Here is a 15,823-nt window from a genome sequence, read left to right as displayed (position 1 = left end):
TCTGTATGTGTTCCTCGATGCTGCATATATATCGTCGACTTCCTATCTACCATTTAGTGGATTATCCGTATATAATGTGATTATCTGATTTAGAAAGCGAGGGATGTAATATGGCAACAGCATATAACGTTCGGGAGGAACTGCTCGACGCCTAGCGCATCCGCAATTATGCAAACTTCGACGCTAGTGACGTTGAACTGTATTCTGTTCCCGAACTTGACCGTGGCGCAATGTCGTTGGAAGGTGACCATGCAAGTTCATTCTGACGCGGCCTCAGGCCGTAAACAAGGGAGAATACAGACTTGAATCAAGGGAAAAAACAACAAAATCTCAAGCAAGATCAATCGCAAGAAATCAACATCATTCATAACGAAACCATTCCATATACGGAAGCCGTAGAGTCAGAACAGGCTGACGGCGGCTTCCCGCAAGTGCAAGACGGCGGCTGCGCCGTGAAGGAGCTCTCCGAGCTTGGCTGGAATGACGCGTGGTCCGATACGTGGACACAGTGGCTCGATGGGCTTAACGAAGCGGTCGCCCGCCGTTTTGCCGGTGAGCTCGTGCCAGCGCGCGTGTCACTCGCGCACAAGCACCTGTACCGCGTCATTAGCGCGGACGGCGAATGGCTCGCCGAGCTGTCCGGACAAGCGCGCGCAGGCATGCTCACGCTGAGCGACTGGCCGTGCGTCGGCGACTGGGTCGCCATAGCGCCGCGCCAGGCGGAGGGCCGCGCGACAATTGTTGGCGTGCTGCCGCGCCGCAGCTTGTTCGCGCGCAAGGTCGCCGGCAACCGGCGGGACGCGCAGGTCGTCGCCGCGAACGCCGATGTGGCGCTGCTCGTCACAGCGATGACGAGCGACTTCGAGCCGCGGCGGCTGGAGCGCTACGCTGCGCTCGCGTGGGATAGCGGCGCCATGCCAGCCGTCGTGCTCACGAAGGCCGACGCGGCCGAGGACCCGGCTGCGTTCGCGGCGGAAGCGATGCGCACCGTCCCCGGCGCCAACGTCTTCGCGGTGTCGGCGCATACGGGCGCAGGCCTCGACCGCCTGCAAGCACTGCTGGCGCCCGGGACGACCGTCGTCCTCGTCGGCTCGTCCGGCGTCGGCAAGTCCACGCTCGCCAATGCCCTTGCAGGTGGAGAGCACATGGCAACGCAGACGGTGCGCGAGAGCGACGGCAAAGGCCGTCACACCACGACGCACCGCGAGCTGCTGCCGCTCTCCGGCGGCGCGTGGCTCATCGACACGCCCGGCATGCGCGAAGTCGGCATGATTGCCGTAGACGGCGGCAGCGGGCTGGCGCACACCTTCGAGGATATTGAAGCGCTGGCGTCAGACTGCCGCTTCTCCAATTGCTCCCACCAGCACGAGCCTGGCTGCGCCGTGCAGCAAGCCATCGCGCTAGGGGAATTAGAAGCGGAGCGCCTGAAGGGCTATCATAAGCTGCAGCGGGAAATCGCCTACATGCGCCGCTCGGAGGAAGCCCAACTCAAGCGTCAGCAAGCGAACAGCGTTAAGAAGCTGACGAAGACGTTCAATACTTCCAGCAAACGGCGCTAAATCAATAAATCCAAGAGGAGCCGCATTGAATGCAAAAACATGCGCTCGTCATCGGTGGTTCAGGGATGCTCCAACAAGCATCCCTGGAGCCTGCCTCAAGCTGGAATACCGTCTCCTCTATCTATATAAGTTGAACTATTAATCTTTTAAAATCGATTATGCTCCATGAAACTCATTCGACCCAGCTCCCCTCTAAAATAGGGCTGAAGGCGTGACCATACTTGTCCGTGGCATCCCTCTCGTTCCATCCTGCATTGGATTTTATACAATGAATCAGCAGCCTATACCTCTTTACAGCAGGCTTCATTGGAGTTCGTCCAATGCTTTGACACTCATTCCGCAGCAATTGCTCAAAAACAGCCGGATCCACTGTTCCATCACTTTTCTGTTTCTAACACCCTGACATACGAGAAGATACAGAATAATAAAAAAAAAGAAACAACCTGCTACAGAGGCTGTTTCTTGAATAGCAATCGTATATTTTATTCATGCACTTATATTCTTGTGTGCATTTATATTCTTGTATGCATTTAAATTCTTTCCTGCATTTACTCTCTAGCGTTGGCACGGCGCATATTATGCGACGCTTCTCTGTTCGCTGCGCTCGCCTCTGAAGGACTCCATGTCTCGCCAAGGCTCAGGAGCCGCACCCTATTGCGGTCCATATTCCGTCTGATCCGTTCGGCCTCCAAGCGGTCAAGCGCTTCCCTCGGCGTATCGTCCGCCAGCTTGAAGGCTCCGTAATGCATCGGGATCATTACCTTCGCCCTCACGTCCTCGAACACCTGCAGCGCTTCTTCCGGCGTAATATGCTGCGGCGACATGAACCATTCCGGCTCATACGCTCCTATCGGCAGCAAGGCTAGATCGATATCGAAGCGGTTGCCAATCAGCTCAAACCCCCGGAAATACCCGCTGTCCCCTGCAAAATAAATCGTGTTCTCCACCGCAGCAGCATTGTCGGCTCGACCATTAGGCTCGCGCGGTTTTTCTGTCTGCAACCGCTCTATTACATAACCGCCCCAGTGTGAGCGATTCATATCCGTCAACGTTCTGCGCGTCCAATGCTGAGCCGGGACGAACGTGATGCGCACCGAGCCAAGAACGATGTCGTTCCACCAATCCAGCTCAATCGTCTGCGAGAACCCTTTACGCACCATTTTACTTCTCAGTCCTCCCGGAACGATTAACATCGTCTTCGGGTTCATAAGCCGCCGAATCGAGCTGAGATGCATATGATCATAGTGCGAGTGCGAGATGAGGATGACGTCCACCGGCGGTATGCGGTCAATCGGAATGCCGGGCGGGGCCAGCCGTTTCTCCATCGCCATGCTTTCGGCCCACACCGGATCCGTAACGATATTTAAACCACCGGTTTGGAGCAAAAAGGTCGAATGTCCTATCCAAGTGACAGTCGTGTCTGTCCGGTTGGCGTGCAGCCGGTCAAGCTCCGGTATCGCTTGCGGAACCACATAAGAATAATCCTTCTGTTTAAGCCGTACTTTTCGTTCGGCACGCCAGCGCCGAAATTGCTTCCATGCCTTTTCCGTTGTCACATCGTCCATATTGACATAATAGCGCTTCATAGCACCACCTCATTTGCAGAAAGTTCGGATAGAATGGCAAGGGGCTAATGTTCAGTCCCTTGTAGATGCGATGAAGTCAATTTCTTGTTCTAGCATACCAGAGTCAGACTTCCCCCAACAACTAAGCTCCAATCGTCCTGCAGCAATGGCTCAGCACCGTTTGAGCCATTATTCGACTATGGGTACTCTGGCTAATCCCTATCGTATTCAGCTAGCCTCTTGTTGTTGAGATTCAGTTGCCAATTTTCTGTTACGGGGCAGGGCTACAGCAGCATTACGAATGAATCGACCTGCAGCTTGAACATATACCTGTATCTTATATTTATAACTCATTTTCTTACGTTCCAACCGTCTTTCTGCCAAATTGCATCCCGCTTCACTTCATTGTTCCTGCAGGTTCGTTGCGGTACAATATAGTCAAGACTACACATGCAGGAGGTGCCGTCAATGAAATTGATCACAATTGAACCAACGCCCAGCCCGAATTCGATGAAGCTTCATCTGGATGAGACGCTGCCAGCGGGCATTCGTCGAACCTATACAGAGGAGAACCGGCGCTCCGCCCCCGCCATCATCGGACGCTTGCTCGATATCGAGGGTGTAAAGAGCGTATTTCATACAGCTGACTTTATTGCGCTGGACCGCTTCGCCAATGCGGACTGGGCGCGCATCTTAACGGATGTGCGCGATATCTTCGGTGAACCGCAAGCCGCTGAAGGACAAGAGGGCGACCTGGCATCATGGACATCCTTCGGGGAAGCTCAAGTGTATGTGCAATATTTCCGCGCCATTCCGATGCAAATTCGCGTGCAAGCGGATGGAAAAGAAGAGCGCGTCGGCCTGTCCGAGCGCTTCGTGCGCGCTGTGACGGAAGTCGCCAGCGCCACCTTGATTAAAGAACGCAAGCTGAGCGATTACGGGATTCGCTATGGCGAGCTGCCCGATATCGCTCGTGAAGTGGAACAGGAGCTAGAGGCAGCCTATCCCGATGAGCGGCTCGATTCTCTGGTGCAGCAAGGAATTTCCGCCGGCAAAACGGACGTGCCATTCGTCGAAGAGCGCCGCGAATTAACAGATGAGGAATTGACCGAACGGATGCAGCATGAAGATTGGCGTGTGCGATACGCCGCTTTGGAACGGATGGAGCCTGTAGCGGAACGTTTGCCATTCATCGCACAAGCTCTTCAAGACGGGCAAAGTCAGATTCGGCGTCTTGCCGTCGTCTATTTAGGCGAATTGAAGACATCGAAATGCATGCCGCTGCTGTTCCAAGCCTTGAAGGATTCCTCGGTTAGCGTGCGCCGCACAGCGGGAGACACGTTGTCTGATATTGGCGATCCGTCCGCCATTGAGCCGATGATGGAAGCCATGAAGGACAAGAACAAGCTTGTCCGTTGGCGTGCAGCCCGCTTCTTGTACGAAGCCGGAGACGATCGGGCGCTGCCTGTGCTCGAAACGGCCGCTCAGGATGCGGAGTTCGAAGTCGCATTGCAGGCCCGCATCGCGATGGAGCGTATTCGTTCCGGAGAAGATGCCGTCGGCACTGTATGGCAGCAGATGGCCCGATTGCGTGAGCATCAGCCTGAATAAAAACACCATTCTGCCTTAAGAAATAACATGTTCAAGTCTGTCCATTCGTTATAGAATCTAGAGACTGCTCGCAATAGCCAGTCCTTTCAGACAGTTTCCGATACGGAAACTGTCTTTTTTTCGTGTACCTATTGTATCAAGTGTATCAAGTGATATAATACACTTTATACAAAGAAAGGTTTTTGCGCGAGGAGGGTGCTCATTGAATGAAGTTCACATTGGTGGAATGCGCTTTGAGCTTGACTTAAGCAAGCCATTATATGAGCAAGTGTTAACTCAGATTAGAAGTTCGATTGCGAAGGGGGAGATTGCGTTGGGTGAGAAGATTCCTTCGGTCCGGGAGCTGGCGCAAGCGTTGAAGATAACGCCGAACACAGTGATGCGTGCTTACCAAGAGCTGGAGCGGGATCGATTGACCGAGACGCGCCGGGGACAAGGCACGTTCATCACGACGAATGCTGACACTGTGGAAACGATCCGAAATAACTTGGCGGAAGAAGCCGTACAGGAGTTTTTTGAGAAGATGCACAGCATAGGCTTTACATGGGATGATATTCAACAATTGATTCGGCAAAAAGGAGGAAATCCCTCATGAGCGAAATCGCAATCCGGGCCGAGAATATAGTGAAGCGATACGGACAGAAGCAGGCATTGGACGATTTCACCATACATTTACCGCAAGAACGCGTTGTCGGTGTATTGGGATCGAACGGCGCTGGCAAATCGACCTTTTTTCGCATGATAGCCGGGTTGATACAGCCGGACCATGGAACTATCGATGTGCTTGGACGCACGCCAGGATGGCAGACGAATCGAGATATCGCTTATTTGCCCGATCGGGCACGATGGTATGAAGGCCATACAGTCATGTTAGCTCTCGACTGGGCGGAACACCTTCTTCCCGGGTTCGAGCGTCAGCGGGCAGAATCGCTCATTTCATTCATGGGGTTGGACCCCGAGATGAAAGTTCACGGCATGTCGCGTGGGCAAGAGGCAAGACTGATGCTTACGATCTGCATGGCCCGCAGCGTGCCTCTATTATTGCTTGATGAGCCGTTTTCAGGCATCGATCTGTTGTCACGCGAACGCATTATTGAAGCGATTATAGACAATTTAAGTGACAATCGGCAGACCGTTCTCATCAGCACCCACGAGATTCACGAGTCGGAGAGTCTGTTTGATTACGTTGTCTTTATGGAAAACGGGCAAGCGCTGCTGCACGGAGATGTCGAGACGCTGCGCGCGGAGCGGGGTTCCATGGAGTCTATCTACCGCACACTGTACCGTTAAGATCGGGGAGGAATTGCTTATGGATACAAATGCATTGCTTTATTTAGTCAAAGATGAACTGAAACGGCGCAAGAGCAAAAGCGATCGCCCCAAATGGCGGCTCTACTATCTTGCCGCAGGGATTGTGCTGCTCCTTGCCGTCACCGCTTATTTTGCCAATAAGGTCAAGCCAATGGGGTTGATGTTCATCACCTTCGGCTTGCCTTATATGTCATTCATGCTGGCTTATAGCTTGGTCAAAAAAGAGTGGAAAAACGGTACATTGGGCTGGTGGCTGTCACTACCTTATTCGCGCAGCACGCTCATACTGTCCAAGTATGCGGCTAGTCTCTGCGTCGTCTTTCTCATTTTCACCGCCGCTTGGCTCATTACGCTCTTCTTCTACGTTTACGCGACTATCTGGCAAGGATCGTTTGAAGTCGCCGGCTTATTATCGTTTATGTCAGATTCGTCCGTGTGGTATTTGTTCGTGTTCGCTGCCATTCCGTTCATGAACGCATTCGGTCTCTTTACTTCCATCGCTGGACAGTCGCGTCTCAAGCCGCTCACCCCGCTGCTCTGGATGATATATGGCTTATCAGGCAACGCGATATTTTGGTTACCGCCAACACCGGACAAAGGTCAATTCTTGAACACACATCTAGACAATGGCTCGATTCCGTTCGGACCGTACGAGTTTGCGCTCGCGGTGCCCATTTCAATCGGTCTGGCCGTAATCTTACTGCTCTGCTCTACCGTCACGCTAAAAAAAGATGTCGTCCTGTAAATAAAGGAGAGGTTATTGATATGGAATATGCACTTCAGGTGTCTCAACTGCAAAAATCTTATGGGCAAAAGGCCGCATTACAAGGCGTATCGTTTCAAGTCCGGACCGGAACCTGCTTCGGATTGCTTGGCCCGAACGGAGCGGGCAAATCAACAACGATGAAAATATTAGCCGGCATTCTTGCCCCTGACAGCGGCGGCGTTCACGTATTCGGCATCGATGCGGTCCAGCGCGCGAGGGATGTGCGCAAGGTCATCGGCTACGTCCCACAAAACATTACGTTGTATGAGAAGCTGAGCGCTTATGACAATCTGATCTTTTTCGGGGAAATGTACGGCTTGCAAGGAGCCACACTGAAGCAGAGAATATCGGAGGTGCTGGAACAGGTTGGTCTGCAAGACCGGGCCCGTGATGCGCTATCCACGTTCTCGGGCGGCATGATGCGGCGGGTCAATATGGCAGCGGCGCTGCTGCACCGCCCGAAGCTCATCATTCTCGACGAGCCGACCGTCGGCATCGATCCCCAGTCCCGCAATCATATATTTGAAATGATTCGGCAGTTGAATCAAGAAGGCGTGACCATCTTATATTCTACGCACTACATGGAGGAAGTCGAAGTGATGTGCGAGGATGTGGCCATTATCGATCATGGTTCCGTCATCGCCAATGGTTCATTGCACGAGCTGCTGGCGCAGTATGGAACGCAATCGGTATATGTGGAGACAGATGGCGCTGCCGCGCCGGATCTGGCGTCTGTGCCGGGTACATCGGCCCCTCATGGAAGCGGTTGGAAGATCGAAACCGACGACGTGCTGCGTACGATGCGCAGCACGTCGGATGCATGCCTGCAGTCGCGCTGTGCCGTCGCCCGGCTGGAAGTCGTCCGCCCTTCACTTGAAACGGTATTCTTGAATTTAACGGGCACGTCGCTGCGGGATGCTTAAAGATAACAAGACTGCTGATTCGAGTTCGCAAAGTGAACTTTTACGCACCAAGAAGGTGGCAAACACCCGAAATGTTTAGGAGGATTGTATCGTGATTAAAAGCATAGCTCGCAAAGAAATCCGATTGTTGTTGAAAGAAAAAGGCACCTTCTTCTGGCTGCTCGTTCTGCCGATTCTATTCATCGTCTTGTTCGCATCCGTCTTCGGCAGCGCCGGCAGTTCAACTATCAAAGTACAATATCTTGACATGGATCATACCGCGGCGTCCAAGGAGCTGCTGCAGTCGATCGAGCGTATAGACGGATTCGAATTGAAGACCGACTCTACGCTCTCGCTGGAGAAGCAGATCGCCAGCATCCGCGACGGCAAACTGTCCGCGTTGCTCGTTCTGCCGCAAGGATTCGAAGCGAGCTTGCAATCGGGCACCGGCCCAGCTGAGGTAACGCTGTATCGGGATGAAACGGCCAACTCCTCCGTAGCTCCGATTCAAGCCGTGCTGCACAATATCGCTGGCAGCTACCGGGATGCGAACATTGCGCAAGCCCTGGCGTCATCGGGCATGAATGAGGCGAAGCTGAAGCAGGTTCTCACGCCACCGATTCACGTTGCGGAGAAGACCGAAAATGTAGTACCTTTCGATATGATCAGCCAAGTCGTGCCGGGCTACACGGTGATGTTCGTCTTCTTCGTCATTATTTCGATGACTCGCCGCTTCATCTCCGACAAAGATACCGGAATGACAGCAAGACTCTCCAGCACGCCGATGCGTCCGCTCAGCTATCTCATCGGCATGTGGATTCCATATCTGCTCGTCGTCATCTTTCAATGCGCAGTCCTGCTTTCCTTCGGACACTTCGTATATGGCCTGGAGCTCGGCGACATGTTGTCCGTCATTATTATCATTCTAGCGCTGGCCTTTTGCGTCACTGGTTTGGGGCTTGCCTTGTCGGTCTTTGCGAAGAGCGAGAATCAAGGCATCGCATTCACCCAGCTCATTGCAATGGGCGGAGCCGTCATCGGCGGACTATGGTTCCCGACGGAGATGATGCCGAAATTCATGCAGACCATCGGCCATTTCACCCCCCAATATTGGGCGCAGCAAGGCTTGAAGAGTATTATCCTGCATGGCGCTCACTTGCAGGATATATGGCTCAACGTGCTTATACTGCTTGCTTTTGCTGTCGTCGCTCTGCTTATCGCTATGCTGCAATTTCCACGGTTTATGCGGCAGGCTGCTCATTAACCCTGCTAACGAACAGCCCCTCTTCCGGCATCGAAAGAGGGGCTGTTGTCTGTTAATGTATCAGAACCTTCATTTCACTATACTCCAGTGGAAAGTGGCAAGCTACTTGTCTGTCGGACGATACTATTTGCAGTTCCGGCGCTACCTTCCGGCACTGCTCCTGCGCAAATGAGCAGCGCGGATGGAAGCGGCAGCCGGACGGTGGATTCGCCGGTGAAGGCACGTCTCCCTGCAGTACGATTCGTTCCTTCTTCCGATGCGGAGTTGGCCTCGGGATTGCAGACAGCAGCGCTGCCGTATAAGGGTGCAGCGGATTCGCGAACAGCTCCTCCGTACGCGCTACCTCGACCAGTTTGCCCAAGTACATGACCCCTACGCGATCGGAGATGTGCCGGACCACATTCAGGCCGTGGGCGATGAACAAGAACGTCAGCCCGAGTTCCTTCTGCAGCTTCATAAGCAGGTTCAGCACTTGCGATTGAACCGAGACATCCAGGGCGGAGACGGCTTCGTCCGCTACGATGAAGCGCGGATTCAGGGCAATCGCCCGGGCGATGCCGATACGTTGGCGCTGTCCGCCAGAGAATTCATGCGGATAGCGGTTGCGTCTGGACGCATCCAGTCCGACCAGCTCCATTAATTCGACGACCTTCTTATCTATATCATTGGCTGATGCGCGCTGATGGACACGCAAGGGCTCTCCGATAATGTCACGGACTTGAAAGCGCGGGTTCAAAGATCCGAACGGATCTTGAAAAATAATTTGCATATCCTGCCGCAGCCGCCGCAACTGCTGAGAATTCATGGCTTGTACATTTTTCCCGTCAAAGAAGACCTCCCCGCTCGTCGCCCTCTGCAAATGAAGGACGACTCTGCCGAGCGTCGACTTGCCGCAGCCGGATTCGCCCACTAGTCCGAACGTCTCGCCCTCGTATATACCTAACGTAATATCGTCAACCGCCTTCACATGACCGACGACCCGATTGAACAGCCCTGTCTTAATCGGGAAGTACTTTTTCAAGTGGCGAATATCGATAAAATAGGATTCATTCATGCGCGCTTCACCTCGGATTCCTTGTCATCTCCGCCAAGTCCGCCGCCGGAATCATACAACCAGCAGGCCGCTTGGTGATCCGGTCTGAATTCACGGAGCAAAGGCTCCGCTTGCCGGCACTTCTCCTCTGCCTTCGCGCAGCGCGGGTGGAAACGGCAGCCAGACGGCAATTGATTGATTCCCGGAATGGTGCCGGGTATCGTGTACAATTCTTCTCCGCGCTCTCCCTCCAATCCGGGAATGGACTTCAGCAGCCCGATGGTATACGGATGGCTCGGATGATCGAATATTTCCCCAACCGTGCCCTCCTCGACGATCTTGCCAGCATACATGACCGCGATGCGGTCAGCCATCTCGGCGGCTACGCCCATATCGTGGGTGATTAGCACAATGGCCATGCCCAGTTCCTGCTGCAAGCGCTGCAGCAGATCAAGAATTTGGGCCTGTACGGTGACGTCCAGGGCCGTAGTTGGTTCGTCGGCGATAAGAAGCTCGGGCTTGCATATGAGCGCCATCGCGATGACGACTCTCTGCCGCATGCCGCCAGACAACTCGTGCGGATACTGCTTGGCCCTTAATTCCGGGTCGGGAATGCCGACCAGGCGGAGCATATCGACAGCCTGCCGCCACGCCTCTTTGCGACTCACCCCGCGATGCAGCCGCAAGCTCTCCGCGATCTGATCGCCGACCGAGAACACCGGATTGAGCGCAGACATCGGATCCTGAAAGATCATCGCAATCCGGTTGCCGCGAATACGGATCATTTCTTTTTGACTCATAGAAGCCAATTCTTTGCCGCTAAAACCAATGCTGCCTTCAAAAATCGCACCGCCGGCATAATCTACCAACCGCATGATCGAGAGGGATGCAACGCTTTTGCCGCTGCCGGACTCTCCTACGATGCAAAGGGTTTTCCCTTTCTCTACGGAAAGCGTAATCCGGTCAGTCGCTTTGGCGATTCCTTGCTCCGTCACAAAGCCCGAAGTCAGATTCCGGATTTCGAGAAGTTTTTCCGCCATTCCTGCAACCTCCTCCGGGGTATTCTCACTTTTTTGCTTGGGTCGAAAGCGTCCCGTATGCCATCACCGATGAAGTTGACGGCCAGTACGACAATCAGGATGCATAATCCCGGATAGATCGCCTGCAACGGATCGACCAGCATGAATTCCTGAGCGCTGCTAAGCATCAGTCCCCAGCTCGTTTCGGGCGCCTGCACCCCCAGGCCGAGATAAGACAATGCCGATTCGGCAAGAATTGCACCGCCCACCATCAGCGTCGCGCTGACGATAATCGGCGCGGTCGTGTTGCGAAGCAGATGTCTTCCGATAATTCCCCAGCTGGACACGCCAATCGCCTTGGCGGCTTCCACGTACTGCATTTCCCTCAACTGCAGGAAGTTGCCCCGCACGAGGCGTGCCGTCCCCATCCAACTGGTAGAGGCCATAATGAATATCATGTAGCTGAACTTGGAACCGAATATGGACAGCACAAGAATGTTGAGAAACAAAGTCGGCACGGAGTACATGACGTCTACTAGACGCATGAAAAACGTGTCGATCCATCCTCCGAAGTAGCCAGACACAGCGCCAATTAACGAACCGATCACAACAGTAATGATGGCGACGGAAAAACCGACGAGAAGCGAGACTTGACTGCTGTATATTAAGCGCGACAGCACATCCCTGCCCAATTCATCCGTTCCGAACAAGTGCTTTTCACTGCCGGCAGGCAAATTCGCATTGATCAAGTCTATGGCAGCCGGATCGAATGGTGCGATGACACGGGCAAATAAAGCAATAATAATAAAGAACAGCAGAACGACAAGCCCAACTACGGCAAACGGATTGCTCATGAATTTTTTGAATGCCGTCTTCCAAATCCCAATCGGTTTATCCGACAATCGTTCTACAGGCGGCTCTAACTTCGGTTCGGAACCAGGAGTGGGCTTGTGTCGCTTCCTTTGCAGCTTCGTTACACTCATGCCGATGCCCCTCCCTTGCGCGCCAACTGAACCCGGGGATCGATGAGCGCATACAGAATGTCAGCCAGCAGGTTGCCGATGATGACGATAACGGCCGTAATGAGCGTAATGGCCATCAATACCGAGTATTCCCGCGCCAAGGCCATTTCCACGAAGAGACGTCCCATGCCCGGCCAGTTGAACACATTTTCCGTTATGGCCGCTCCGGACACGAGAATGGCCAAATCCGAGCCGAGGATGGTGACGATCGGAATCATCGCATTGCGCAAGGCATGTCTATAAATGACTCGCTTCTCTTTCATGCCCTTGGATCTGGCCGTGCGGATATAATCCTGATTAAGCACCTCCAGCATGCTTGAACGGGAGAACTTCACATAGGAAGCCAAGAAACCTAGCGTCAACACTGTAACGGGCAGAATCAAGTGCATAAATAAATCCCCGATCTGACCTTCCTTGCCCATCGTATACATATCGGACAGCGGAAGCAGGTCTAACTCTAATGCGAACAGTTCCTGCAGAAGTATCCCGAACCAGAATGTAGGCATGGCGAAACCAAGATAAGAAATGAATGAGGCGGTCTGATCAGAGAGTCCGTATTCAACGGTACTATTGTATATGCCCCATGGAATCGCTATCAACAGCGAGAACAACCATGCAACGCTCATGAGAATGAGCGTATTTTGCATAGTCGGCCATAAGATCTCCCCCACGGGGAGATTGTTCTTGAACGTATGTCCCAAGTCGCCCTGCAGCAGACTGCCCATCCAGCGCATATATTGAACCGGTATTGGCTGGTCCAAGCCAAGATTCTTCGCTTGGATCTGCGCTGCTTCCTGCGACAGTCCCGGTGACAGAAACACTTGCGTAGGCCCGCCTGGAGCCGCATGAATGAGCACAAACGTAATAATGGATACGAGAAAGAGCACCAGTACGGACTGCAGTATCCGCCGGATTAAATATTCGGTCATTTATTATCCTCCTAAGCTTGAAGGGGAAGGGGCAAGCTCCCCTTCCCCTTCACCGGTGTTGTTTAGCTGTATCCGTTACGTCATTCAACCCACCAATTAATCATGCGGTACATATATCCGTAAGCGAGCGACGGCTCCGGCTTATCTTCCTCGGCGAAGTTGACTCGCGGCCCGATTCCTTGCGGCGTACCATACTGGTACATGAAAATGTAAGGAAGATCGGTGGAGATTTCTTTGCCTACTTCCTCGTAAATCTTCTTGCGCTCGCTCTGTTCAACTACGGAATAGCCCTTTACCCACAATTCATCCAGCTTCTCATTTTTATACCAGCCGCTGTTCTGACCGGCAGGAGGATAATATTTCGAAGAGAACGTGCTTTCTCCGTTCGGATCCGGATCAGTCAATGACCATGCCATCAAGATGGCTTGGTATTTGCCCGTGTTCAAATGCTGATCGACCCAAGCGGCGAAGTCGATGCCCTTCGTCTTCACTTCAATGCCGACATCCTTCAAATTTTGCTGCACAATGGAAGAGATCTGTTCACGACGGCTGTTGCCGGCGTTATACTGCAACTCGAATGAAAAACGTTTGCCATCCTTGGTCAGAATGCCGTCGGTTCCAAGCGTCCAACCGTCTTCCGCCAGCAATTGCTTCGCCTTCTCTGCATCATAGTTATAGTTGACGGCCGCTTCACCCGGGTCCGCCCATGAACCAGGCAGGAACGGGGCGTTCATGAGCTTGCCAGTCCCTTTCAACACGTTATCGACCATGCCTAGACGGTTCAACGCATGAGCGATTGCCTGTCTCGTCTTCTGGCCCTCGAACGGACTGAAGTTGTCCGGGAAGTTCTTCGGATCGAAGTTGAAGCCCAGATACTCATAACTTGGGCCCGGCGCCAGAACGACACGAAGGTTATCCCGCTTCTCTACTGCCGCCAATTGCGTAACAGGGATGGCTGATACCGTGTCGACATCACCTTTGATGAGCGCCTGAACCTCTGTATTTTGATCGGCATATATTTTATAGATGACTTTTGCAATATGAGGCTTCTTGGCTCCCCAATAATTCGGGTCTGCATCGACGCTTATATGCTGCTTCTGCTTCCATTCGGACCACTTCCATGGACCATTCGTTACAGTCTTGGCCGGATCCGTTCCGTATGCGTGCTGCTTCAATTCCTTAGGTGGCACATCTTTGAGTATATGACTAGGAGCAAGTGTGAGGATAAGGGAGTATATGAATGGTGCATAGACTTGTTTCAGTTGAATCTTAGCGGTATGTTCGTCGACCTTCTCGATGGAGTCTACCTTATCGTATGCGCTTATTCCCGGCGATCCGACTTCCGGATTGCGGGTGGCATTAATGGTGAAGATGATGTCATCTGCCGTAACCGGCGTGCCATCGGTCCACTTCGCCTCCGGCTTCAGCTTGACGGTATACGTCTTGCCATCTTCGCTAATCTGAGGTGGTTCTGCAGCAAGCGACCATGGCTCCGCTACGACATTGGCTTCGCGATCGAGATTATACAATTGCGCTAATATAAGCTTGGATACGTCTCCCGAAGAGGTGTCGCTCTGAAACACGGGGTTGACAGTCACGATGTCTGAGAAGGTGCCCATTGTAAGGGTTCCCCCGTCTTTCGGCGTCTTTGTTGTGTTTTCCTTCGCTGGTTCCGTCTGTGATGTATTCTCTGACGGTGTCGGTTCTTCTTTGGGTGGATTCGTCGCGGTGTTAGAACCACCGCACGCTGATAACAGCGTTCCAATAAGTACCATAATCAGCAATAAAGACATCCTCTTCTTTTTTACCACATTGTATCCCCTTTCATCTTTTCAAATATTTTGTGAAGGATATATTTACCTTTTCATTCTATCATCACGGCATATGCAATTGTAGTAAAATGATGGGAATTACTCTGTGTATTATCAAATATTTTCTAAAGATTGGATAAAGAATTCATGGCTGGGCATTAGAGAACCTCACCAGAAGATGAGCGCCCGCGCTTAGAGTCAGATTTTATTTATCGTTAATGTACCATCTGTCAAATAGTAAAGCATTGACTCTGCATCACTAATGAAATGATTCGTTCATGCAATGGCACGATCAGATTGACGATGATTCGCTTCATCATCCTCTTTGCTTCATTCTCCCCATCATTCAGGAGACGGCAGTCCAATGACAACTCTGAGTCACTGCCATCACGTTCGGCCGCTTCATGGCATGGTATCTATACGAAACAGCATGTACCTTAACTCCATATTTTTCTTCCTGATTGTATGGGAGAATGAAGCTAAGGGCCATTGTACGGACGCCTGGCAAAATATTAACGTTTCAAAGGGAAGAGGAGGCTGCCATTCTGTGTGAAAGGAGGAGTGAGGCAAGAAATGAAACTGGGCACACCTTTTTCGGGAAAGGTAACGTGACGATTCAAGGCGAAACACTTCTTCTATCCCCGTTTTTTATCAATTCTTCGTTTTAGCGCCTCACCGAGCTGCTTAAACATTCCTTACTAAATCGAGTAGGAGGGGGCGGCTAGCCCCCGACCTCTCACACCACCGTACGTACCGTTCGGTATACGGCGATTCATGAAATATTCCGTAATGAGTTGTATCTGTCCACTAAACTCTTTAATCCATTAGATTCCCAGTATTGATTATCCAATGCTCGGCTTAGGATCGGACTTCCCGCAGTTCGCCAATACCCTTTGCGGGTATTCCCCACTCAAAGGCTTTATCCTTGGGTACGCCTAGGGATATAAGCCTTTTGACTTTGGTTTTTGGTTTCTTCCATTGTTTCCAAAGGCACATCCGTAACCTTCTTCGTATCCATTTATCCATCTCCC

The 15,823-nt window shown here is 52.4% G+C and carries 13 protein-coding genes and 1 pseudogene; 7 read left to right on the top strand and 7 right to left on the bottom strand.

Features of this window, described 5'->3' with window-relative positions:
• Positions 1-302: 302 nt before the first annotated feature.
• Complete coding sequence (gene rsgA, locus M3650_RS06200) at positions 303-1,559, top strand: ribosome small subunit-dependent GTPase A (RefSeq protein WP_251573315.1); 1,257 nt, start codon at positions 303-305, stop codon at positions 1,557-1,559.
• A gap of 548 nt (positions 1,560-2,107) precedes the next feature.
• Here the strand turns inward: rsgA and M3650_RS06195 are convergent.
• The gene (locus M3650_RS06195) at positions 2,108-3,145 is read right to left on the bottom strand and encodes an MBL fold metallo-hydrolase (protein ID WP_251573313.1); all 1,038 of its coding nucleotides are present in this window, start codon (positions 3,143-3,145) and stop codon (positions 2,108-2,110) included.
• A gap of 447 nt (positions 3,146-3,592) precedes the next feature.
• Between M3650_RS06195 and M3650_RS06190 the strand changes: the two genes are divergently transcribed.
• The 6 genes from M3650_RS06190 (at position 3,593) to M3650_RS06165 (ending at position 8,978) form a co-directional block, all read left to right on the top strand.
• A complete protein-coding gene (locus tag M3650_RS06190) occupies positions 3,593-4,735 on the top strand; it encodes a virulence factor (RefSeq protein ID WP_251573311.1) in 1,143 nt (380 codons plus the stop codon).
• Between the two features lie 202 nt (positions 4,736-4,937).
• The gene (locus M3650_RS06185; RefSeq protein ID WP_019419228.1) at positions 4,938-5,330 is read left to right on the top strand and encodes a GntR family transcriptional regulator; all 393 of its coding nucleotides are present in this window, start codon (positions 4,938-4,940) and stop codon (positions 5,328-5,330) included.
• On the top strand, positions 5,327-6,025 hold the full coding sequence (locus M3650_RS06180; RefSeq protein ID WP_251573309.1) for an ABC transporter ATP-binding protein: 699 nt from the start codon (positions 5,327-5,329) through the stop codon (positions 6,023-6,025). The genes M3650_RS06185 and M3650_RS06180 overlap by 4 nt, the downstream gene beginning before the upstream one ends.
• 19 nt (positions 6,026-6,044) lie before the next feature.
• Positions 6,045-6,791, top strand: a complete 747-nt coding sequence (locus M3650_RS06175) for an ABC transporter permease subunit (RefSeq protein WP_251573307.1) — start codon at positions 6,045-6,047, stop codon at positions 6,789-6,791.
• Between the two features lie 20 nt (positions 6,792-6,811).
• Positions 6,812-7,735 carry an ABC transporter ATP-binding protein gene (locus M3650_RS06170; RefSeq protein WP_251573305.1) on the top strand — a complete coding sequence of 308 codons (924 nt, stop codon included), beginning with the start codon at positions 6,812-6,814 and terminating at the stop codon, positions 7,733-7,735.
• 91 nt (positions 7,736-7,826) lie between these two features.
• A complete protein-coding gene (locus tag M3650_RS06165) occupies positions 7,827-8,978 on the top strand; it encodes an ABC transporter permease (protein WP_251573303.1) in 1,152 nt (383 codons plus the stop codon).
• 52 nt (positions 8,979-9,030) lie between these two features.
• Here M3650_RS06165 and M3650_RS06160 read toward each other — a convergent pair whose 3' ends face one another.
• From M3650_RS06160 to M3650_RS06135, 6 genes and pseudogenes are all read right to left on the bottom strand, one after another.
• A complete protein-coding gene (locus M3650_RS06160) occupies positions 9,031-10,032 on the bottom strand; it encodes an ABC transporter ATP-binding protein (protein ID WP_019419233.1) in 1,002 nt (333 codons plus the stop codon).
• Complete coding sequence (locus M3650_RS06155) at positions 10,029-11,051, bottom strand: ABC transporter ATP-binding protein (protein WP_251573301.1); 1,023 nt, start codon at positions 11,049-11,051, stop codon at positions 10,029-10,031. The genes M3650_RS06160 and M3650_RS06155 overlap by 4 nt, the downstream gene beginning before the upstream one ends.
• Positions 11,018-12,013 carry an ABC transporter permease gene (locus M3650_RS06150; protein ID WP_019419235.1) on the bottom strand — a complete coding sequence of 332 codons (996 nt, stop codon included), beginning with the start codon at positions 12,011-12,013 and terminating at the stop codon, positions 11,018-11,020. The genes M3650_RS06155 and M3650_RS06150 overlap by 34 nt, the downstream gene beginning before the upstream one ends.
• Positions 12,010-12,981, bottom strand: a complete 972-nt coding sequence (locus M3650_RS06145) for an ABC transporter permease (protein WP_019419236.1) — start codon at positions 12,979-12,981, stop codon at positions 12,010-12,012. Before M3650_RS06145 ends, M3650_RS06150 begins: the two co-directional genes overlap by 4 nt.
• Before the next feature lie 80 nt (positions 12,982-13,061).
• Entirely contained in the window at positions 13,062-14,774 is a 1,713-nt protein-coding gene (locus M3650_RS06140) for an ABC transporter substrate-binding protein (RefSeq protein ID WP_251573299.1), read from the bottom strand.
• Positions 14,775-15,564: 790 nt separating this feature from the next.
• Positions 15,565-15,823 (bottom strand): annotated as a pseudogene (locus tag M3650_RS06135) (group II intron maturase-specific domain-containing protein); the annotation flags it as partial.

The organism is Paenibacillus sp. MER TA 81-3, from assembly GCF_023713585.1.
GTDB lineage: Bacteria > Bacillota > Bacilli > Paenibacillales > Paenibacillaceae > Paenibacillus_B > Paenibacillus_B profundus.
Note: the sequence above shows the minus strand (reverse complement) of the source record. Positions and strands in the feature narration are given on the sequence as shown.